At 63.4% G+C, this 20,361-nt stretch carries 16 protein-coding genes; 4 read left to right on the top strand and 12 right to left on the bottom strand.

Translation table 11 applies throughout. The annotated features are described in order from the left end of the window. Nucleotides 1-53 precede the first annotated feature (53 nt). From IM784_RS00780 to IM784_RS00755, 6 genes are all read right to left on the bottom strand, one after another. The gene (locus IM784_RS00780; RefSeq protein WP_199553400.1) at nucleotides 54-3,692 is read right to left on the bottom strand and encodes a TonB-dependent receptor domain-containing protein; all 3,639 of its coding nucleotides are present in this window, start codon (nucleotides 3,690-3,692) and stop codon (nucleotides 54-56) included. Nucleotides 3,693-3,846: 154 nt separating this feature from the next. Continuing rightward, nucleotides 3,847-4,842 (bottom strand): FecR family protein, encoded by a 996-nt coding sequence (locus tag IM784_RS00775; RefSeq protein WP_199553399.1) that lies wholly within the window; start codon nucleotides 4,840-4,842, stop codon nucleotides 3,847-3,849. 126 nt (nucleotides 4,843-4,968) lie between these two features. Next, nucleotides 4,969-5,502, bottom strand: coding sequence for a sigma-70 family RNA polymerase sigma factor (locus tag IM784_RS00770; protein WP_199553398.1), 534 nt, complete (start codon nucleotides 5,500-5,502; stop codon nucleotides 4,969-4,971). Between the two features lie 592 nt (nucleotides 5,503-6,094). Continuing rightward, nucleotides 6,095-7,153, bottom strand: coding sequence for a linear amide C-N hydrolase (locus IM784_RS00765; protein WP_199553397.1), 1,059 nt, complete (start codon nucleotides 7,151-7,153; stop codon nucleotides 6,095-6,097). A 591-nt stretch (nucleotides 7,154-7,744) separates the two neighbouring features. Continuing rightward, entirely contained in the window at nucleotides 7,745-8,743 is a 999-nt protein-coding gene (locus tag IM784_RS00760) for a pyridoxamine 5'-phosphate oxidase family protein (protein ID WP_199553396.1), read from the bottom strand. Next, on the bottom strand, nucleotides 8,743-9,132 hold the full coding sequence (locus IM784_RS00755) for a hypothetical protein (RefSeq protein ID WP_199553395.1): 390 nt from the start codon (nucleotides 9,130-9,132) through the stop codon (nucleotides 8,743-8,745). Before IM784_RS00755 ends, IM784_RS00760 begins: the two co-directional genes overlap by 1 nt. A 589-nt stretch (nucleotides 9,133-9,721) precedes the next feature. Here IM784_RS00755 and IM784_RS00750 point away from each other — a divergent pair. The 4 genes from IM784_RS00750 (at nucleotide 9,722) to mgtE (ending at nucleotide 14,851) form a co-directional block, all read left to right on the top strand. Next, the gene (locus IM784_RS00750) at nucleotides 9,722-10,252 is read left to right on the top strand and encodes a hypothetical protein (RefSeq protein ID WP_199553394.1); all 531 of its coding nucleotides are present in this window, start codon (nucleotides 9,722-9,724) and stop codon (nucleotides 10,250-10,252) included. Between the two features lie 72 nt (nucleotides 10,253-10,324). Then, nucleotides 10,325-11,920 carry a family 43 glycosylhydrolase gene (locus IM784_RS00745; protein WP_199553393.1) on the top strand — a complete coding sequence of 532 codons (1,596 nt, stop codon included), beginning with the start codon at nucleotides 10,325-10,327 and terminating at the stop codon, nucleotides 11,918-11,920. A 230-nt stretch (nucleotides 11,921-12,150) separates the two neighbouring features. Continuing rightward, on the top strand, nucleotides 12,151-13,425 hold the full coding sequence (locus IM784_RS00740) for an aminotransferase class III-fold pyridoxal phosphate-dependent enzyme (RefSeq protein ID WP_199553392.1): 1,275 nt from the start codon (nucleotides 12,151-12,153) through the stop codon (nucleotides 13,423-13,425). A gap of 37 nt (nucleotides 13,426-13,462) precedes the next feature. Continuing rightward, entirely contained in the window at nucleotides 13,463-14,851 is a 1,389-nt protein-coding gene (gene mgtE / locus IM784_RS00735; protein ID WP_199553391.1) for a magnesium transporter, read from the top strand. Between the two features lie 58 nt (nucleotides 14,852-14,909). On the opposite strand, the gene IM784_RS00730 is transcribed toward mgtE, so the two are convergent. The 6 genes from IM784_RS00730 to IM784_RS00705 all read right to left on the bottom strand — a co-directional run bounded on the left by IM784_RS00730 (nucleotide 14,910) and on the right by IM784_RS00705 (nucleotide 20,251). Next, a complete protein-coding gene (locus IM784_RS00730) occupies nucleotides 14,910-15,599 on the bottom strand; it encodes a head GIN domain-containing protein (protein WP_199553390.1) in 690 nt (229 codons plus the stop codon). A 148-nt stretch (nucleotides 15,600-15,747) separates the two neighbouring features. Continuing rightward, a complete protein-coding gene (locus tag IM784_RS00725; RefSeq protein WP_199553389.1) occupies nucleotides 15,748-16,248 on the bottom strand; it encodes a CarD family transcriptional regulator in 501 nt (166 codons plus the stop codon). 519 nt (nucleotides 16,249-16,767) lie between these two features. Further along, nucleotides 16,768-17,793, bottom strand: a complete 1,026-nt coding sequence (recA, locus tag IM784_RS00720) for a recombinase RecA (RefSeq protein WP_199553388.1) — start codon at nucleotides 17,791-17,793, stop codon at nucleotides 16,768-16,770. Nucleotides 17,794-17,938: 145 nt separating this feature from the next. Next, nucleotides 17,939-19,036, bottom strand: a complete 1,098-nt coding sequence (locus tag IM784_RS00715; RefSeq protein WP_199553387.1) for a response regulator — start codon at nucleotides 19,034-19,036, stop codon at nucleotides 17,939-17,941. A 16-nt stretch (nucleotides 19,037-19,052) separates the two neighbouring features. Further along, nucleotides 19,053-19,694, bottom strand: coding sequence for a sulfite oxidase-like oxidoreductase (locus IM784_RS00710; RefSeq protein ID WP_199553386.1), 642 nt, complete (start codon nucleotides 19,692-19,694; stop codon nucleotides 19,053-19,055). Then, nucleotides 19,691-20,251, bottom strand: a complete 561-nt coding sequence (locus tag IM784_RS00705) for a DUF2062 domain-containing protein (RefSeq protein ID WP_199553385.1) — start codon at nucleotides 20,249-20,251, stop codon at nucleotides 19,691-19,693. The genes IM784_RS00710 and IM784_RS00705 overlap by 4 nt, the downstream gene beginning before the upstream one ends. Nucleotides 20,252-20,361: the final 110 nt, after the last annotated feature.

Genomic DNA, 20,361 nt, shown 5'->3' with positions numbered 1-20,361 from the left:
TGCACACTGGCGAAGGCGACGGCCGTTCGACAGTGTGCATCGCGGATTCCATGTCAGAAGCGGTAGTTGAAACCGATACGAAGGCCGTGCGTGTCGGCGCTGTTCCGCGCGTGGCGACCGTTCACGATCTCCGAGCTGCCGGTGTGGTTGGTAGAGACCATGTTGGGCACTTCGCGTTCGCTGCAGAACACACCCATGCCCGGCAATTCACAGATTGGATCGTCTGGTGCGAAGACGGGCGGATCGATGCGGGTGCCTTCCTGGGTAACGACGGTATAGCTGGTGCCGCTGCCAGCCCGGGCGTCCGCGAAGGTGAAGTCGCGCTTGCCGAACCGGCCATAGCTGTATTCCGTCTTTACCGACCAGCGATCGTTGATGGCATGCTCCATACCCAGGGCAAAGGCGACGCCGGTGCGATTCATCGTCGCCTTCTCGACGAACATCAGCTCGGTGCTCTCACCGTCGTAATAATCGTTGACGTAGCGCCTCTGATCCCGCGCCTGACGCTCTTTCAGGAAGGCGACGCCGACACTGCCATAGGCAAGCATGCCGTTGGTGAGACTGTAGCCGACACGGCCGCGCAGGGTGGAGATGCTATCGACTTCATAATGGGTGCTGGCATGTGCAAACCCTACGCCTTCGTTCTGCGGCTGAACCAGTTCCGCCCGCGTCAGCGTATCCTGCGTCGCCTTCAGCCACGACTTGCTGTAGTCGCCCTCGACGCCGATGACGATGCGATTGTCGAACTGGTAGTTGAAGCCAAGCTGGCCGCCGAACAACGGCGCCGGGCCGAGGTTCGCGTTGGCCGATTCACTGGCGGCAACAGGGTCTGGCTTGCCGTCCAGCAGGGTGGTGGTGCCGCGCATGCTGGCCCACGACAGGCCGCCGTGGAAGCCGCCGTAAAGGCCCGTCCAGTCCATATCCCCGCCGCGCCATGCGCTTTCGCGCAACGGCGTGGCCTGCGAAGACGAGGGCTTGCCGCCGAACTGCCCCGTCAGGCTCATGTAGATGGTGCGGCCGGGGCCGGGCTGGTTCACAAGGCCAAGCGGATCGACATAATATTGATCGAACAGGTTTTCCGCACGCAGGGCGGCGGTCAGATTGCTGTTCAGCTTATACTCGGCGAACACGTCCACCAGCGTATACGGCTTCCACTTCACCAGCGAGATGAACTGGCTCATCCCCTCGGCGGTCACCTGGCCGTGGCCGATGGCGCGCGGCCCGTTGTGGATGATGCGGCCGCCGATATCCAGCTTGTCCGCGAGCAGCTTCTGCGTGAGCGTAAGGTCGATCATGTATTCCGGCGGCACATGGTTGGTGGCGTAGTCGGAATAGAGGGTCTTGCTGGCACACACGCCGGCTTCGCGGCAGAACTCCATATCGAGATAATAGTTGCCGCCCAGTTCGGCGGTGAAACCCTTGTTTTCATAGCGGCCCGACAGCTCAAGGCCGGTGAAGCGGGCGCGGTCGATGTTGAAGATCTGCATGCCCGTCCATGTGAAATCCGGCCTCTCCACAAAGGCGCGATACTCCCGCGAGATGTAGTTCTTCACGTTCCAGTTGAAGTAACCCAGCTTCAGCATGGCACTGTCGCCCTCGGCAAACAGGCCGGACTTGCGCAGGTTGGCGCCGGCTTCCAAGTTCCGCGACCGTTCGGGCTTGATGTCGGGATTGGGTATCATTGTGAAGGTGGAGGAGGTTTCGACGAGAGCAGGGAAGCGCAGCGTGCTGCTGTAGTTCCCATAGAGCTGGACGCCTTCGGCCGGATCGATGGTGAGACCGATCGACGGGCTGAAGCCGCCTTCGTTCTGGAATGGCTTTTTGCTGAGCTGCTCCTTGGAATTGGCGTCGGTACGCCGGTCTTCGGACCAGTAATGGGCATAGCGCAGGCCACCGTTCACCGCCAGCCACTCCAGCGGCGTATAGGACAGTTTGGCGAAGGCGGCGATCTCCTCGCGCCGGGCATCCCGCACGTTCAGCCACCCCTCGATCACATCCGTATAAGCGCTGGGGCGGGTGTCTTCCGTCATCCACGACAGGCCGTAGCTTGCGCTCAGCGCGCCCGCATCTTTCAGCGCAAACGCTGATGTGTTGGAGACATCCACCCCCCACATCACCGTGTCGGAGCCGGTGAGATAACCCTTTTTCAGGCCGATGTTTTCGGGCCTAACCCCATAGGCGTTGCGCGGGAGATTGCGCAGACGCAGGTCGGCCGCCCACAGATTGGCCTTCAGGTCGACGAGGTCGTCATCGTCCGGGTTCCAGGCATAACGAATGGTGCCCGTGTCCAGCTTGGTGTCGGCGGGGCGCGTCTGCTGGATGGGTTGGGCGCGGGCGTTCGTCAGGCCGGAGGCGAGCCTGTCGCCAGCTTTGCCGCGATAGCCGGTGTAGCCGAATTGCAGGCTGTGGCCCTCGCCGAGGCTAAACACGGTTTTCAGCAGCCAGGAGTGCGTTTCCAGCTCGGTGTTCAGAACCTCTTCGCCGGCGCGATAGTTGGTGAGACCTTGGTTCTCGACATAATTGGACCATGTCTGACAGTAAGTTGGCGTGGAGCAGATTTCGCGCGGCCCGGTATTGATGGGGCTGGCAGCCGGGCCCTTGTTGCCGGCATGATAATTGCCTTGCTTGCGATAGGCATAGCCGGCGAGGACGTCATAACCGTCCTGCTTGGCAGCCACGACGATGCTGCCAGAGCCGCTCGTCGGCGTGAACAGCCCCGGCCGATCCATTCCGTCAGGCGAGGGCGTCGCAACGCCGGGCGCGTAGGGCGAATTTGGCCAGGCATAGCCGCCGCGGGCGTCGGCCACCGGCTTCGAGGTGTTGGTGCCGAAGCCAGCCTTCACGCGCAGCCCCCAGGTCTCGCCGGGCTCGACGATGTCGTCTGCGCCCAGCGTGCGCATGCTCACCGTTCCGGCGATCCCGCGCGAGGCCATGTCGGAACCCTTGGTGATGTCGATGCCGGCGATAAGATCCGGGTCGACGAAAGTGCGGTTCGACATGCCCTGATAGCCCTGGTAGATCGACATGGCGTTTTCCGCCCCGTCCACCGAGACGGCGACGCGGCCCATGCCCTGCATGCCGCGGATGTTGACGTCCAGTGCGCCTGAGTTGCGCGCTTCGCCAGACATTACCCCCGGCGTTCCGCGCAGGATGTCGGCCGGGCTGGAGCCCCGGAAACGCTCGATCTGCTTGCCGGAGATGTAGTTCGTGGCACCGGGGGTGAAGAAGGGCGCCTCGCTGGCATTGCCGGCGAAGGCGCCGCCGCCGTTCGCCCCTGCGGCCCCTTCGACGCGGAGGGAACCAAGCAGGACGACATCGTTCGCCGCCTGTGGCGCGGGCTCCAGCGCGACGCTGCGACTGTCGACCCAGCGATAGGTAAGGCCGCTGCCCGCAAGCAAGGTGCTGAGAGCGCGCGCGGCCGGCTGGTCGCCCTTCACGGCGGCGGAGCTGCGGCCCGCGATCAGCCCGCCTTCGGCGGTGATCTGGATGCCGGACTGCTTGTTGAACAGTACGATGGCATCCTGAAGCGGCTGCGCCGGAATATCGAAGGCATGTGTTCCGGCGGACTGCGCGAGGGCGGGCGTTGCTGCACAGGTCATGACGAGAGCCGACGTCGCCAGCAGCACGCTTGCGATGGCCGCCGAACGCCCCACGATACCGGCCTTCATCCCGTATGTGTTTCCGCCGCGCATTGATCAGATCTCCTTCAGGCATGTTAATCGCTATTGAGAATTGATTGCATTCAATAGCTGCTCTGAGTGAGACGAACGCCGGATCACGTTTTTCAAAGAAATTTTTCGGCTGGGCGAATTTCCACTGCGACCCGAAGGAAGCCATTGAAAAAGATCAATAAATTACGATTAACCACGGCATTATCCGGCGCACCGTACCGCCGGCGGTTCCCACCAGGGTGCTGAGGGCAGCAGCCGGGTCATGCGCATCATAGACCCCGTCTACCCGCTGGCGGCCGAGGCTCCGCGACAGCAGGATGATCCGGCCACCATACCAGGGGCGCAGTTCTTCGATCACGTCAGCGATGGTGCGATTCCGGACGACCAGGCTGCCGTCGCGCCAGGCGCCAAGCAGGTCTGCGTTGTCGACGCCGGCCTCGATCTCATGTTCGGGGCTGATCCGTACCCATTGGCCGGCGGCAAGTTCCCGCACGCTTGCAGGCGCGACGCCACGATCCATCACCCGTACTCGCCCGTGCCGAACCGAAACATCCGTCGATCCTGCGATGCGCCGCACATCGAAGCTTGTGCCCAGCACGGTTGTGCGCACGTCTCCGGCGACGACACGGAACGGGGCAGCCGGGTTGTGCTTCACATCAAACCAAGCCTGGCCCGAGAGCAGGCGAACGGTGCGCTCGCCAACAGCATATTCCACGGCGATGGCGCTGGCCGGGCCAAGCTGCACCGCGCTGCCGTCCGCCAATTGCACGGCACTGACTTCGCCGGTGCCGGTGATGTGGTCGGATTGCAGGCGCAAAAGCGCGGACGGGGCAAGCCAGAGGACGAGCGCGGCCGCAATGGCGCCCGTGAAGAGCGGGCGGCGCAGGCCTGCAGCGGGCGAGCGCAGCCAGCGCCGCCGCCGGGCGGGCGCGGCTAGGCCTCCGCCGGTCTTTTGGGTGGTGGCGTTGAGCCAATGCTTTTCCAGTTGCGGCGCCGTTTCTCCGATGGCTTCGAAAATGTCCAACACGGATGCCCAGGCCCGCGCATGGTTCGCGTCTGAGTCCAGCCAGGCTTCCAGACGCGCCTGCGCCGCCAGATTATCCGGCTCCTCGCGGAGCAGAATCAGCCAGTCCGATGCCTGACGGTGGGCGTTGCGCAGCTTATCGTCCACGGGCGGCTCCTGCCGCGCGACGATCCGCAGCCGTGGCCGCCCGCTTGGGCTCTGCAGAAAGGAAAGCGGTGGAATCCTCACGCCAGTCAGACGTTTGGGCCGGGCGCTTTTTCAGATGATGAATTTTCATCCTGAGTTCGGCCTACTGAGGCCGCAGCGATCGGCGCATATTGCAAGCCCTTCCGAGACGAGCAGATGGACCAATGCAACCGACACGCCGAGATGATCGGCGATCTCGCGCAGCTTGTGGCCACCGAAGCGATACATCTCGATGGCGATCCGCTGCCGCTCGGGCAGGCCCTGCAGAACATCGAGCACGCAAGCCAGATCCCGGCGGGCAGACAGCGCAGCTTCGGGCGATGCCTGCCCATCTGCCACCATGCGCTCGGCCACATCCATGTCGCCGCCGCTAAACCGGCTTTCCCGCGCTTTCCGACGCAACGCATCGATGGCAAGATTGCGGACCATCCTGTGCAGATACCCCAGAGGATTGCGCACATCGGCGCCCGCTGGCCGCGCGGTCAACGACAGCCAGGCCTCCTGCACGATATCCTCGGCCTGCACCCGATCCCCCACGACTTTCGCCGCATAATCGGTCAGCATCGCCCGATGCGCCATGAAGGACCGCATCGCGGCAGGCTCGGGCTTCACCGTTGACACTTTTCGAAACGCAGCGGGAAACCTTCCATGCCCTGGCATCCGCAACGGATCGAAGAACGGGATTTATTGCGATTTATTCGCAACAATAGATACCCAATGAAATACTGGGATACAAGACGCTCTGGCCATCAAGGGCAGAGGCCAATCCGGGAGACATGGCGCCGTGCATATTGCGGGCAGCGCATATCCTGCTCGGCCGTAGCAGGCGTGGGAATTTGATTCGCTATCCCGGTATCGATGCCGGTGATTCGCTGATGCGGTCAGAGCCCATCGAAGTTTGAGGAAACTGTCTCCCCGATTGGGCGGGGAAACACCTATAACCCTGAACGGACGAAGGGTATTGGGACTACCGAGGCCGAGCATGAATGTCGGAAAAGTCGGCGGTCTCGAGCGCGACCCTCTTGCGCTCGCGAACTGGCAGCTCTGCGTTCTTCAAGTTCTTCTTGCGAGGCGTCGACAGGTCAAATCAGCGATAGCCCATGACGGGGCATGGCGGTAGTCAGTCGACCACACAGTTTCGACCATGCCAGCAGGGCAATCTGTGCCTTGCCGGCATGGTCGATACGGGTAGCGATGGCCGCCTTGCGGCAGCTTACTTCACGTCAACAGTCATGAACTTGAAGGGTTCTGCCGGCACAAATTCCTTCGCGACATTGCCCACATATACTTTCCCCCCGGCGACGGTCAGCTTTTTCACCGGCCTGCCTTTTGCAAAATCGAGGTCGGCAAGTGGCACCCAGAAGCTGTTGGGGCTGGTGGCGCTGTCGAAGAAGTAAACCTTGTTCTTCTGGTCAGCGACCGTCCGCCAGATCGTCGACGCGATGTTCGGGGAACCTGGCGTGGTGATGCCCAGCGGCACCGAAACGGAGCGGATGACGCTGAGAACGCTGGCGGCAGCCTGGTTCTGGTAGCTGTGGCCCGGCACGGCATTGATATAACCCGGGGCGACGCCCGTCGGGATTGCCTCGATCAGAAATGAAGCTCGGGCAAAGCGGTCTGCCGCTCGATTGGTGCCGGGCAGGAAGGTAAGCCCGCCGATTTCCTGCCAATATGTATTCAGCGCGAGTTGCTGATCGTAAGTCGGCGAATTTGTGAGGACGCGGTATTGCTTGCCGTGATGGATCACGAGCTTGCCGCCGATATACTCGAATATGGCGGAATCCCCGCTGGAGTCCGAGATGGCGAGGTGGAGTTGCGCGGTCTTGCCGTTGGGAAGTACGTCTGTGACAACGCGGAACGGCTCCGTTTCGAGCACCGCGACTGCCTCGCTGACGGTTGCGAAGTTGTCGAGCACATATTGCGCCCATAGCGCCATCGACAAGGCTGGCTTGCCCCCGGTGGTGCCGTAATCCGACTCCGCGAGGAAAAGCATGTTCGCGACCAGGCCCTTCTCGTTCATGCCGTCGGCAGAACCGAGCTCATATCCGGACGCGACAACACTGCCGTACTTCGAAGTCCATTTCGGCGTGTTCGCACCGGCCTGTCCAGTGCGGCTGATCCCCCGCGGAAAGGCCCAGAGGTTGGTGTGCATGTCTTCCGCCCAGTCCATGGACCGGCCGGTGATCACGGTGTCGTCGATTCCGAAATAGACCGCACGGGTGCAAGCGGCGGCAGGCGAGAGGCCGATCGCCCCAAGTCCGACCGCACACATGGCTTTCGCGAACGAAGCAGCAAGAGGTTTCACAGCATTCTCCACAGTTTAGAGGAAGTTCAACGCCTGCAACTACGTGGCTGGACTACAAAGTCCTGTCCATACTGGCGAGGATTGGCTCCGGTTTTCCAGAGGCTTTCTGTTTGAGACTTACCTTGCCATTCGAGCCAGCCGAGGAATGTCGATTTCTATTCCAAACCAGTTTTCGGATCTGGTCACACAATATGTCGTGGTATTCTAACGCACCCTGTCGCTCCTCGCTTGTCGTAACGAAGATCTTGGATCAGGTCCATTTTCGTTAGAGCCGTCTCCCGCGGAGATAACCGTGACGGTCCGAGGAAAGATTATGGCTGAGGTGCCTGAGGATGAAGCGAGTCCTATACGCATCAACTAGCCGTCCTTGTCCGATCTCAAGTACCAAGCCCGTGCCGTTGATGAACATAGGGCTAGTTCCGGGAATGGCTGTTGATGGCTCACGAGTCAGCCCAGTCGGTGGAGGCCGTCTCCCTTCACCACTGTGCATCAGATGGGCCCTTCCCACATATTCTCGACACCCAGCCATTGAGCAGGCGACCGTAGTCGGCACGGCTTTCAATAGAGATTGTCCCGGTAGTCCTTGTCGAGTCCCTTCTGCATCAGCCCGGGGATAGACATCACTGTGCCCGCCAGTCTGGCCCCTACCCCTTTGTCTCTGTTCGCCTTCACATGGGCGACTAACATCTGCGCAGGGTTGATGTCTTTCACCGGCGTCACCGGCCATAACCCCGCCCGCTCCAGCGCAGGGCTGTGGCGGAACTCCAATGTCAGATCCTCGACACAGGTTGCAAGGAGCGGGGTCTTGCCCTGATGCGTAAAGGTCCTGCGCATGGCCTCTTCGGTGGTGAGCCGCGCGTTGCCCGCAAGTATGCCTATGCGACTCGATCCCGGAATCAGCAGGGCAGCGGTAATGCGCGGCTGGGCGATGATATTGCGAAAGCTATCGGCGCGGCGGTTGCCGGGGCGTTCGGCGAACCAGAGATTGCCGCCATTGATCCGAGCCATGCTGCCCGCCGGATCTCCCTTTGGGCTGAGATCGGCCCTGCCCTCTGAATCGACGGTTGCCAGTGCCATGAACCTGCTCGCCGCAACGAAGGCGTCGACGTCAGTCGGCGCATCGGCAGGTTGGCTGGACCAGAAGCTCGAACGGATGAGCGCCTTTGCGCAGTGTACGTAGCATTCGTCGACCGCGACGATGGCGTTGCCCTCTTGCACCTCCGCCACCCGGCCGTTGATGCGCAGCGTCTCGCCGATCCCTGGTGCAAGGAACAGTGCACCAACCGCTGATCCGGGGCAGGCAAACACGGGATTGTCGAGTGCGGCCAAGGGAAGTCGAAGGCTGTGGGCGTCGCCGCAGGCGAAGCCCCGGGCACCCCCGCCAACCGTGATGGCCAGCGATGCGCCCTCGCCAAATCCCGCGAACATCAGGGGAGATACAGCGAGCCAGCGCAGCGCTCCGTCGTCGAGATGATCAATCACCTTCAGCTGGACGGGGGGTGGTGTTTTGCCAATGACGGCCTCGAGTGCCTCGACGCTGTTGATTCGCGTCTCCATCAATGCACCGTGTGGCGCGCGGGTATTGCCAGCGCCATCATGATGCGTGTCGAGCAGAGGGCACAGTCCAGTGCGTTTGCGGCACCCTCGTTGCATTCGATGCAGGCGCGGCGGCGCTTCGATCCGTCCAGCAGGCCCAGCAGCAGCGATTCATCATCGGAAAGCGGGATCGCCGTGCCCACGGCGACTGGTCGCCCCAAAGCAGCTTCAAACAACGTCAACAGGCTATCGAAAACCGGCGAGAGCACGGCGCAATCATCGCCAGTCAGAAGTGCCGAAATATGCGGCTGGGCGATCTCTCCGGAATTGCGTGCCGCGCGCCAGCGGCGGGCAACGGCCACGACAAGCTGATTCGCCGCCGGGAGCCGATCCCAAGGCGCGTCCCTCATGACGGCGTTCCGGAATCGCCTGGGCCTGGCACATCCAGTCTCGCCCGTGGCAGCCTCGTCCTCGATCGGCAATATGAAGGCCACATCGTCGACAGTCTCCTATGGTTGGCCATTGCATGACATAATTGCGAACGCTTCGCAATAAAGATTGCCCGTCCATTGTCGACCTGGGCTGGCGAGATGTCTGGAGCGGGCGAGATCACTACAAGCCCGTGTGGTTGTCCTCGCGTTAGGAGCGTTACAGGCTCAAGGCGCTCCAGCTCCGTAGCCGCCAATGCCAAAATCACGCCGTCGGCCGTGATACTGGGCTCGGACAACGGTTAGCAGCCTCTCGAGCGCACCATATTGTTTGGCGGACTTCGCCCACACGCCTTGCATTGGCTAGGCGGCCAGTCGGCCTTGCGCGCCGTTTGATTTGGGGGCGCCCCGCACGCTTCGCATTAGCTCGGGTGGCCCTGCGTGCCGCTCCCTGTTGACGTGCTCGGGCAGCCACGTCCTATAGCGGGCAACCCTGCTACGTCCTGATTTGCCGGAGCCTTCCATGCCGATTCCCCCGGTCCAGCTCTCCCCAGCCTCCGATTGCAGGTCGATGGATCTTACCCTCCGCGATCTCGACCATCTCTTTCGGCAGCCAGAGCTCGATCCGCTGAACGGCAGCTTTTCCACGCAAAGCGGCGTGGAGGCCGTGCTTCAGCGACTGAAGCGCGCCCGTCTGCCCAAGTCCCACCAGCTTCGTCTCAGCATCCAGCTTCCGGCCGATCAGATCTCCACCGACACCCGCGCTCAGGTCGCCAGCGCACTTGCCGCCTATGCCGCCACACGCATCGCGGAAGAACAGGAAAGCCTGCACTTCCTCGGCCGCGAAACCCGCCAGTCGCTCCGGATGGGTGGGCTGTTCCTCATCGCCTGCCTGACCCTCGCCGCGCTGGTGGATTACCTCAACGCCCTCCCCTCCTTCGTGCAGACCTTGCTGCGCGAAAGCCTAGTCATCGCCGGCTGGGTCGGTCTTTGGCATCCGCTCGACCTGCTGCTCTACGCCTGGTGGCCCAGTCGCTACCGGATCAGCCTGCTGAAGCACCTAGAAACGGCAGACGTGCAGCTGAAGCCAGCCTACCCTTAGTCGGCAAAACCAGGAATCGGCTTCCACGCGAAAATGACACCGGTTACTTAAAGCCACGAGGGAGAGTTACCTATGGATTTTACCCGTCGCGACAGCCTGACGCTAGCCGCGCTATCCGGCGCTGCACTCAGCGCAGCCCCAGCCTCTGCGCAAAAACGCCTCTCCGGCGGACCCGACACCAGTCGCTGGAAGCGCGGCTACGACAATCAGCGCATTGCTGATCTCGGCAACGATACCTTCCTTAACCCGCTGATCGCCGGCGACCATCCGGATCCAACGATCCTGAAGGACGGCAAGGACTATTACATGACCTTCTCCACCTTCGAATCCTACCCCGGCCTCATCATCTGGCATAGCCGCGACCTCATCAACTGGACCCCGCGCAAGGCCGCCCTCACCAGGAATATCGGCAGCGTCTGGGCGCCTGAACTCACCAAGCACAAGGGCCGCTACTACCTCTACATTCCCACCAAGAACCCAACGACCAGCTGGGTGATCTGGGCCGACCATATCGACGGCCCGTGGAGCGAACCGAAGGACCTGAACCTCCCCACCCACATCGATCCCGGCCACGCAGTGGGGGAGGACGGCAGCCGCTGGCTCTTCCTGTCAGGCGGCGACCGAATCCGATTGTCAGACGACGGACTATCGACCGTCGGCCAGCCCGAACATGTCTATGACCCATGGCGCTATCCCAGCGACTGGATCGTCGAAGGCTTCGCTCCGGAAGGGCCAAAGATCACCCGCCACGGCGAATATTTCTATCTCATCACCGCAGTAGGCGGCACTGCAGGCCCGCCCACCGGCCACATGGTCGTCGCTGCCCGCTCCAGATCCATCAATGGCCCCTGGGAAAACCACCCCACCAACCCGCTTGTCCGTACCATCTCCCGCGACGAGCATTGGTGGTCACGCGGCCACGCAACGCTGGTCGAAGGCCCCGACGGAAGCTGGTGGGCGGTCTACCACGGATATGAGAACAGCTTCTGGACGCTGGGCCGCCAATGCCTGCTCGATCCCATAGAATGGACGGCCGACGGCTGGTTCCACATGAAGGGCGGCGACCTCTCGCAACCCATCGCCAAGCCCAAGGGCGGCACCGCGGTCATGCACGGCCAGCCCCTTTCCGACGACTTCTCCACGTTGGCGCTCGGTTCCCGCTGGAACTTCTTCCGTCCGGCCGCCGACGAGCGAAGCCGCGTCCGCGTCGCCGACAACACCCTCCTCCTCGACGCTCGCGGCAAGGCTCCGTCCGACAGCTCCCCCCTCATGCTGATCGCCGGCGACGCTGCCTACCAGTTCGAATGCGACATAGAGATCGCAGAGGGCGGCACCGCAGGCCTCATCCTCTTCTACGACGACAAGCTCTATTGCGGCCTAGGCTTCGACGAAGCCCGCTTCGTCACCCATCAATATGGGATAGAGCGCGGCCGCCCCGCCAATCCGCACGGCCGCAAGATGCGCATGCGGGTCACCAACGATCGCCACATCGTGGTTTATGATACCAGTGGCGACGGCGGAAAAACATGGCGGCGCTTCGACCGCGGCATGGAAGTCTCCGGCTATCACCACAATGTGCGCGGCGGCTTCATGATGCTCCGCCCCGGCCTCTATTCAGCCGGCCAGGGCACCGCGAAGTTCAAGGATTTCCGCTTCCGCGCCCTCTAGGACGTGATCGGCCTCGCCATTTGCGGAAAGCTTACAATATGTTCGCGGACTCGGCAGACGTCTCCCTGCTCTGGACGACGCTTCCCGTCGGCGTTGTCCTTCGCCAGCCGCCCGAAGGACGGCGCCGCCCGATTCAACGCCGCCGGCCACACAGCTGACACGCCCCTTGCCGAAGCCTCTTGCGCCGCGCCCGCCCTGTGCCAAATTGCACGACAGGGCGGAGGAACGATATGCAACTACGGGCTGACACGGCGCTGCGGGAGCGTGCCGCACGGGTGATTCCAAACGGCATGTACGGCCATCAGGCCACCCACCTGCTACCACCCGGATTCCCGCAGTTCTTCAGCAGCGCCCACGGCGCCCGCATCCGCGATGCAGACGGCAACAGCTACATCGACCTGATGTGCGCCTATGGCCCCAACCTCTTCGGCTATGCCGACCCCGAAATCGATGCTGCCTATATCGGCCAGCTCCGCCTTGGCGATACCATGACTGGCCCCTCGCCGCTGATGGTCGAGCTCGCCGAACGCCTCACCGCCCGCATCGGGCACGCAGACTGGGTGATCTTCTGCAAGAACGGCACCGACGCCACCACGATGGCGCTCGAAGTCGCCCGCGCCACCACCGGCCGCCGCAAGGTGCTCACCGCCTATGGTGCCTATCATGGCTCCGCGCCCTGGTGCACGCCGGTGAAGGCCGGCACCCTGCCCGAAGACCGCGCCCACCTGCCCCACTTCCTCTACAATGATATCGCCAGCCTGGAGGCAGCCGTGGCAGAGGCCGGCACCGATCTCGCCGCTATCGTCGCCTCGCCCTTCCGCCACGACGCCTTCTTCGATCAGGAGGAACCGACGGCAGACTATGCAAGGGCCGTTCGCGCGCTGGCAGACAGGGCCGGCGCCCTGCTCATCGTCGACGATGTCCGCGCCGGCTTCCGCGTCGCTCGCGATTGCAGCTGGTCAAAGCTCGGAGTCGCACCGGATCTTTCCAGCTGGGGCAAATGCATCGCCAATGGCCATCCGATCAGCTTCCTCGCCGGCAGCGACAGCGCGCGAAAAGGCGCAGAGGCAATCTACGCCACCGGCAGCTTCTGGTTCTCCGCTGCGCCGATGGCGGCCGCGCTCGCCACCCTCGATCGCATCGAGAACAGCTATTATCTCGAACGTCTGAACGATCTCGGCAACCGCCTGCGCCGCGGCCTGGACACCAGCGCCGCCCGCCACGGCTTCAGCCTGAAGCAGACAGGCCCGGTGCAGATGCCGCAGATTCTCCACGCAGAGGATCCGGATTTCGCCCGCGGCTTCGCCTTTGCCGAGGAAATGCTCGCCCGCGGCATCTACCTGCACCCCTGGCACAACATGTTCCTCAACGCCGCCATGACAGAGACCGATATCGACCAGGTCATCGCCGCCGCGGACGACGCCTTCCCGGCGCTCCGCGAACGCCTGTCGACGCTTGCCCCGCACCCGGGCGTCGTTGCACTCATGTCCTCCGTCGCAGGGTAGTTGCAATCCACGCCCAGCAGGGCCAAGCGACTTCGCGATGAGCGAGCAGGACTTCCAGGATACCAACGCAGCGGTCGCCGACAATCGTCTGCAGCCGGGCTTCCTGCGTGCCGTGGAAGCAGCGCTGGAGGCCGAAGACGAAGGCGAAGTCCGGGCGCTCGTAAAGCCGCTTCATCCGGCCGACGTCGCCGACCTCTTCGAACAGCTCGACGCCGACAGGCGCAGCCTCCTCGCCTCCGCCCTCGGCAGCGATCTCAACGCCGACGTGCTGGCGGAAATGAACGATTGGGTCCGCGACGAAGTCGTCGGCGAACTCCCTGCCGCACAGGTCGCCGAAGCGGTCGCGGAAATGGACACCGACGATGCCGTCGCCCTCATCGAAGAGCTGGAACCGGCCGAGCAGGAAGCCGTTCTCGACGAACTCTCCGACGACGACCGCTCGGCAATCGAAACCGCGCTCTCCTATCCGGAGGAATCAGCCGGCCGGATGATGCAGCGCGAGCTGATCGCCGTCCCCGAGGAATGGACGGTCGGGCAGGTCATCGATCACCTCCGCGCCGAAGCCAACGACGTCACCGATTTCTGGGAGATATTCGTCGTCTCGCCAGACAACCGCCCCGTCGGCACCATGCGCCTCTCCTGGATTCTCACTACCCCGCGCTGGGTTCCCGTCTCCGACGTCATGCAGCGCCAGCAGACGCTGATCCCGGTCGACATGGACCAGGAAGAGGTGGCGCTCCGCTTCCAGAAATACGCCCTCATTTCCGCCGCCGTCGTCGATGATGACGGGCGCCTTGCAGGCGTCATTACGGCCGATGACATCGTCCACATCATTTCCGAGGAAGCCGGCGAGGACATCCTGAAGCTCTCCGGCGCTGGCGACGGCGACATCTTCGAACCCGTGCTCGACAGCTACCGCGCCCGCATCCGCTGGCTGGTCGCCAATCTCGGCACGGCCATCGTCTCGGCCAGCGTCATCGCCGCCTTTGGCGCCACCATCGAGCATATGGTGATCCTTGCCGCGCTGTCGCCCATCGTCGCCTCGATCGGTGGCAATACCGGCAACCAGACCATGGCCGTCATCGTCCGCGCGCTTGCCACCGGCCAGCTGACCGTCGCCAACACCGGCCGCACCGTCCGTCGCGAAGCGCTCATTGCCCTCCTCAACGGCGCGACCATCGCGGTCCTGCTGGGAACCGGCGTCGGCCTCATCTTCTCCGACTGGCTGCTGGGCGGCGTCATCGCCGCCGCCATCCTCTTCAACCTCATCCTCGCCGGCTTCGCCGGCGTGCTGGTGCCGCTCGGCCTCAAACGCGCCGGGGCGGACCCGGCCGTCGCCTCATCCGTTTTCGTGACGATGATCACCGATTCGATGGGCTTCCTGCTGTTCCTCGGCCTCGCTACCCTGTCGGGGTTGGTCAGCTAGGGCCGGGCTGGCCAATCAGGAAACAGGGGCCGCCAGGCAGGCCGCCCCCATCCGATCATCAACTGCAGCGGGTGGTGCCCGATCCGGTCGTGCTCGTCGTGCAGCGCGCCCCGCCCTTCACTTCGATATCGCCCGATCCGGTCACGCGCAGCGTCGCCGTGCCGGTCGCAAACCCATCGATGTCGCCAGATCCGGTCACCGTCGCCGCCACCGTTGTGCAGCGCACGTTGCCGGCGTCGATGTCACCACTACCAGTCGTCGCATAGGTGCCGGTGCCGCAGGTCCCGGCTGCGACACCGATGTCGCCCGAACCGGATATGGCAAGGTTCAACGTGGGCGCATTCACCTTGGCCACCTCCATGTCGCCCGAGCCGCTCACCCGGCCGCTGAACGGGCCGCTCACCCGGTCGATATCCATGTCGCCCGAACCGCTGATGATCGCCGCCGTCAACGCCGGCACCGTCACATACACATCTACGCCATCGCGCGAAGTCCAGCTCCAGCTGCCCTTCTTGGTGCCGATCAGCAGCCGGTTGCCTTCCACGCGGATATCCATCCGATCAAGGTCTGCATCGGCGCCAGTCGCCGAAACGGCCGCGGCGCCGCCCACCTTCACATGCACGTCGGTTGAGCCGGTAAGGACAACCTCGCTGAAATTCCCGACAGGAAAATTGCGCTGGGCGGCAAGGGCCGGGGCGGAAACGGCGATAACGGAAACGGCCAGCAGGCCGGCAAGCGAGGTGCGCAAGGATCTTCTCCCTTTCAATCCCTCTCTCGCCACCGCTTCTAGGCGAGCATCCCGGCGACCGCAAGGCCGCGCCGCAAAAGCGAAAAAGCAAAAGGGTGCGGGGCGCATCGGCCCCACACCCCTTGCATTCCCCATTCGCGAAAACCGCTTACGCGGCCTTCAGCACACTTTCGATCTCGCGCTGCGCGGCCGGCTCGTCGATGTTCTTCATCGCCGCCACTTCGCGCGCCAGGCGGCTGATCGCCGCTTCAAAGATCTGCCGTTCGGAATAGCTCTGTTCGGGCTGGTCTTCGGCGCGATGCAGGTCGCGCACCACTTCGGCGATGGAAACCAGGTCGCCGGAATTGATCTTGGCTTCATATTCCTGGGCGCGACGCGACCACATGATGCGCTTGATCTTCGGCTTGCCCTTCAGCGTCAGCAGTGCGTCCTTCAGGGTCGCCTCGCTCGAAAGCTTGCGCATCCCCACGCCCTCGGCCTTGTCGGTAGGAACTTTCAGAGTCATCCGCTCCTTGTCGAAGCGAAGCACATAAAGCTCGAGCTTGGTGCCAGCGATTTCGCTGGAGAGAATCTCGATCACGCGACCAACGCCGTGCTTGGGATACACGACATTGTCACCCACCTGGAAGCTGAGTGCCTTTGCTGCCATTGGCTTGTCTGTCCTTTCTTGGCGTTCGAGCCCGGCCTTGCCTTGCATTCAACCCCGTCGCCTTGCAGGTTGCGGGTAACGCAGCCCTTGCCGGAAGTCACCGCTGACCAATCCTTGGAAAGGGATCGAACGGAACAGGCAGGCAATCCACTATGCCAGCCGGCAGGGCAAAAATCGGCAGATCCGGTCTCGCTCGACATCATCATGTTCATGGCAGTGTCCCGACGAGACCCGGAAGACACACCGCCAGTTGGCGACATTCGAAGAAAAGGCCTTCATCCGTTATGCAAAGCCAACCTTGCTGGGTCAGCCCGGACTAAACCGAACATACAGGAAAACCCGGGCGATTCGCCCGAATCCAACCTGCAGCTTCTCCGATGTGAAACCACATATCAGAAATATGACATGATTTCCACCCCGAAGGCTCTATCCAGCCCTCGGTTCAGCCGAAATCGCAACAATCATGCGGGAAGTTCCTGCACGAAGCAGCCTTTTCAGGCCGCCCCGCTCAATAACGCATCAGATATCGTCGTCCGGCTCAGGCCCGGCAAGAAGCGCATCCGATACCCCGGCAGAATTGGCCCGGATCGCTGCTTCGATCTTCGCGCAGATTTCCGGATTCTCCACCAGGAACTTCTTCGCGTTCTCCCGGCCCTGCCCGATGCGAACGCTATCATGCGAGAACCAGGCGCCGGATTTCTCCACAATGCCCGCCTTCACCCCCAGGTCCAGGATTTCCCCGGTCTTGGAAATGCCCGCGCCATACATGATGTCGAACTCGACCTGCCGGAACGGGGGCGCCACCTTGTTCTTCACCACTTTCACCCGCGTGGTGTTGCCCACGATATCGTCGCGGTCCTTGATCTGCCCCGTGCGGCGGATATCCAGACGCACCGAGGCATAGAATTTCAGCGCATTGCCACCCGTAGTCGTCTCCGGGTTCCCATACATGACGCCGATCTTCATCCGCACCTGGTTGATGAAGATCACCACGCACTTCGAACGGGCGATCGAACCCGTCAGCTTGCGCAGCGCCTGGCTCATCAACCGCGCCTGCAGGCCGACATGGCTGTCGCCCATCTCGCCTTCGATTTCCGCCCGCGGCACCAGCGCCGCCACGGAATCCACCACCAGTACGTCGATGGCGTTCGAACGCACCAGCGTGTCGGTGATTTCCAGCGCCTGCTCGCCGGTATCCGGCTGCGAAACAATCAGATTGTCGGTGTCGACACCCAGCTTCTTGGCATAGATCGGGTCCAGCGCATGCTCGGCGTCCACAAAGGCCGCCACGCCGCCAGCCTTCTGCGCTTCCGCCACGATATGAAGCGCCAGCGTCGTCTTGCCGCTCGATTCCGGGCCATATATCTCGACGATGCGCCCCTTGGGAACGCCGCCGATGCCCAGTGCGATATCCAGCCCCAGCGAGCCGGTGGGGATCGATTCAATCTCCAGCGTCTCGCGCTGGCCCAGCTTCATGGCACTACCCTTGCCGAACGCCCGGTCGATCTGCGCCAGCGCCGCTTCGAGAGCCTTTTCCCTGTCCATCAAATCCCCATTCCGCAATCGGCGAACCGCCGCACATATAGACCCTGAGGCTCGTGCTAGCCGTGCCCCCTCCGGGGCGCAAGGCCACCGTCCGAACTTTTCGTACCCTTTTTGTTCCACCCCTGCAAGCCTTGCGAGCCGCCCTTCACACAAGCTCGCGAATACGTTCCCCAAGTGTCTTCACCGTGAAGGGTTTCGGCAAAAACGCCACATCCAGCCCCGGCACCGCCAGCCGCGCTTCCTCGTCGGCAAATCCCGAGACCAGCAGCACCCGCAGCCCCGGATACAGCCCCCGCGCCCGCCGCGTCAGCTCCACCCCGTCCAGCCCGGGCATGCGGATATCGCTCACCATCAGCGCCGGCCGTTCCGACGCCAGCCGGGCCAGCGCCTGCTCGCCGTCGGCGGCGTGCCGTACCCGGTATCCCAGCCGCTCGAGCCCGCGCGCCACCGACATGCGCAGCAGCAGATCATCCTCCACCAGCAGCACCACCTGCCCGCCCGGCAACGTCGCATAGGGTGTTCGCGCCATCGCCGCGCCGGCTTCCGGCAGATAGACCGCAAAGCGCGCGCCCCCCAGCACGCTGCGATCCTGCAGCAGGAACCCGCCAGACTGCTTCACCAGCCCGAAGGCGCTCGCCAGCCCCAATCCCTGTCCGCCGGGGCGCGTTGTGAAATAGGGCTCGAAGATGCGCGCTGCATGCACCGGGTCGATCCCTGGCCCATTGTCCTCTACCTGCAGCACTGCATAGGGCGCATCCGGCATGAACGTGCGCCCCGCTTCCGGCCGCTCCCCGGGTGCCCGCCGCGCGGTCGAGATCCGCACCAGCCCTCTGGACCGCCGCGTCTCCAGCACGGCATCGCGGGCGTTCAGCACAAGGTTCACCACTACCCGCTCCAGCGCTGTCGGATCCACCCGCACCCGCACATCCTCGCCCCCGGCAAGGTCGAGCCGCACCGAAGCCCCCGCCAGCGCCTCCAGCATGGGCCGAAAGCGCTGCACCAGTGCCGCAAGCCCGGCCGTCTCCGGGTTCAGCATGTCCTGCCGGGAAAAGGCCAGGATCTGCCGCACCAGCGAGCTCGCCTTTACCGCCTGCTCGGCAATCGCCTCCAGATCGCGGCTGTCCTCGCGGCCCATGCCGCCGCGCAGCTGCAGCAGCTCGGCGGTCGCCACGATGCCGCCCAGCATATTGTTCAGATCATGCGCCAGCCCGGCCGCCAGCAGCCCCACCGCCTGTGTCCGCACAGGCGCAACCGGCCCTTCAGCCGTAGCGCTCCTCAAGCCAGGGATCACCGATGTTGTGATAACCGCGAACCTCCCAGAATCCGGGCTTGTCCACGGCGGAAAACTCGATGCGTTTAATCCACTTCGCGCTTTTCCAGAAATACCAGCGCGGAATCACCAGCCGTGCCGGCCCGCCATGCTCGCGCGTCAAAGGCATCCCGTCATGGCTGTGCGCCACCAGGCAGTCCTCTTCCAGGAAATGCGCCAGTTCCACGTTCGTCGTATAGCCGTCATGGCTGTGCAGGATCACATGTGCCGCCTCCGGCTTCGGCTTCACCAGCCCCGCCAGCACGCCGGTCTTCACCCCCTGCCAGCGATTGTCATAGCGGCTCCACTGCGTGACACAGTGGATATCGGAAACATCTTCCGCCTGTGGCAGCGCCAGGAACGCCTCCCAATCCAGCTCCAGCGGATGCTCCACTGCCCCGTCCACGGCCAGCCGCCAGTTCGCAATCTCCACATGTGGCTGCACCCCCAGGTCCAGCACTGGCCAGTTCGTCACCAGCCGCTGCCCCGGCGGCAGCCGCATCTCATGGTCGGGGTCGATCTTTCCCGTCAGCAGTCTGCCGGCGCGCGCCCACGCCTGCTTGGCTTCCGCCAGCTTCCTGTTGAAACTCATACCTCGATCCGGCTGGCGCCGTTGCGCACAACCGGCCGCGCCGCACGCTGCTTCTTTCGCCGCTTCCAGCGCTGCCTCACCCACATCCGCCAGCCCAGATGTACCGCGAGATAGCCGATCGCCGCGGACGCCGCCGCAAACAGCAGCAGCCCCACATAGGTCGGCCCGGCCAGCGTCACGATCCAGTCAAAGGCCCGCTCGATCGCCCCGGCATCGGGCGACAGCGCAAAAAATGTGTCCGATTGCACGCGCAGCGCAAACCGCCCCACCAGATAGGCCAGATAATAGATGAAGGGGACCGTCAACGGATTGGTCACGAAAGTCGCCAGGGCCGCCACCGGCAGATTCGCCCTGGCGCCCACCGCAAACAGTGCGGCGAAGGGCGTCTGCGCCACGGGCACCGCAAAGGCGGCAAACAAGCCCAGCGCAGTACCTCGTGCCACCCCTCTACGGTTCCAGCGCCACAACAGCGGGCTTGAAAGATGCTCGGCAAAAGGCTTCAGCCACCGGTTGCCCAGCAGCTCTTCCCTCGTCGATATCCGCAGCCAGCGCTTCACCCCTGTTTCCATCGCTCCATTTTATGCCGGCGCCCGCTGCCCGCCATTTACGGCAAAGATGTGTCCACCGTGCCCGATACGCAACGGCGGCGGCCACAGATTGCATATTT

It is taken from the genome of Sandaracinobacteroides hominis (genome assembly GCF_016464365.1).
Lineage (GTDB): Bacteria > Pseudomonadota > Alphaproteobacteria > Sphingomonadales > Sphingomonadaceae > Sandaracinobacteroides > Sandaracinobacteroides hominis.
The sequence above is the reverse complement of the archived record's forward strand: the minus strand, read 5'-3'. Positions and strand labels throughout refer to the sequence as shown.

Coding starts and splice junctions, on each gene's coding strand:
- IM784_RS00780 (WP_199553400.1), bottom strand. CDS start 3,692: ATGCGCGGCGGAAACACATACGGGATGAAGGCCGGTATCGTGGGGCGT.
- IM784_RS00765 (WP_199553397.1), bottom strand. CDS start 7,153: ATGTGTGCGGTCGGACTTGGGGCGATCGGCCTCTCGCCTGCCGCCGCT.
- IM784_RS00760 (WP_199553396.1), bottom strand. CDS start 8,743: ATGGAGACGCGAATCAACAGCGTCGAGGCACTCGAGGCCGTCATTGGC.
- IM784_RS00755 (WP_199553395.1), bottom strand. CDS start 9,132: ATGAGGGACGCGCCTTGGGATCGGCTCCCGGCGGCGAATCAGCTTGTC.
- IM784_RS00750 (WP_199553394.1), top strand. CDS start 9,722: ATGGATCTTACCCTCCGCGATCTCGACCATCTCTTTCGGCAGCCAGAG.
- IM784_RS00745 (WP_199553393.1), top strand. CDS start 10,325: ATGGATTTTACCCGTCGCGACAGCCTGACGCTAGCCGCGCTATCCGGC.
- IM784_RS00740 (WP_199553392.1), top strand. CDS start 12,151: ATGCAACTACGGGCTGACACGGCGCTGCGGGAGCGTGCCGCACGGGTG.
- mgtE (WP_199553391.1), top strand. CDS start 13,463: ATGAGCGAGCAGGACTTCCAGGATACCAACGCAGCGGTCGCCGACAAT.
- IM784_RS00725 (WP_199553389.1), bottom strand. CDS start 16,248: ATGGCAGCAAAGGCACTCAGCTTCCAGGTGGGTGACAATGTCGTGTAT.
- recA (WP_199553388.1), bottom strand. CDS start 17,793: ATGGACAGGGAAAAGGCTCTCGAAGCGGCGCTGGCGCAGATCGACCGG.
- IM784_RS00710 (WP_199553386.1), bottom strand. CDS start 19,694: ATGAGTTTCAACAGGAAGCTGGCGGAAGCCAAGCAGGCGTGGGCGCGC.